Annotated in this window: 1 protein-coding gene; it reads right to left on the bottom strand. The window is 36.6% G+C overall.

Translation table 11 applies throughout. The annotated features are described in order from the left end of the window. Positions 1-17: 17 nt before the first annotated feature. On the bottom strand, positions 18-617 hold a 600-nt coding region (locus tag ACFIMA_RS09930), incomplete at its 5' end, for an autotransporter outer membrane beta-barrel domain-containing protein (RefSeq protein ID WP_375693473.1).

Genomic DNA, 617 nt, shown 5'->3' with positions numbered 1-617 from the left:
AAAAAATAACCATGTCGTTAGAAACTATAGCGTACACCTAAAATACCCTGAAAGGACTGTTTTGTTTTACGCCCTTTAATATAATGGGCCTCACCATATAACTTTAACTTCTCACTCACTAAACTGCTTAAACCTATTCCTAATTTACCTGCATTCCCCGATAAGTCAGTGGTAAATGGATGGCGTTGATTAATTAACGTTTGATTGTCATCTTTATTCTCACGCAACCATGCTGCTGTAATATACGCAAGCGATGAGGAATCCATGTGAAAACCAAATTCATATCCTAAAGATAAGCCAACCTCACTGCGTAATGAAGTGAATGGACGCATGTCACCTGTCATGTCATTCGATAACTTTATTTCTTTACCCTCAACTTGTAACCATGTAAATTGTCCATAAGGCTGCAACCAACTGTTCTTTGACGTCTTAAGTCGATAACCAGCTTCAAAGGAAGTTCCCAATGCCCTTTGAGTATATGTTCCTTCAATCTCTAAACCATTCGTTGAAACGGCTTTTAGAGTATTTTGATAATGATTGTATTTTAAAATACCATCGAGATACCATCCACTATGATCAAAATAAGTGACATAAGCACCAATACCATAAGTATTGAT

It is taken from the genome of Bartonella sp. AP88HLJMH (assembly GCF_042195605.1).
GTDB lineage: Bacteria > Pseudomonadota > Alphaproteobacteria > Rhizobiales > Rhizobiaceae > Bartonella.
Note: the sequence above shows the minus strand (reverse complement) of the source record. Positions and strands in the feature narration are given on the sequence as shown.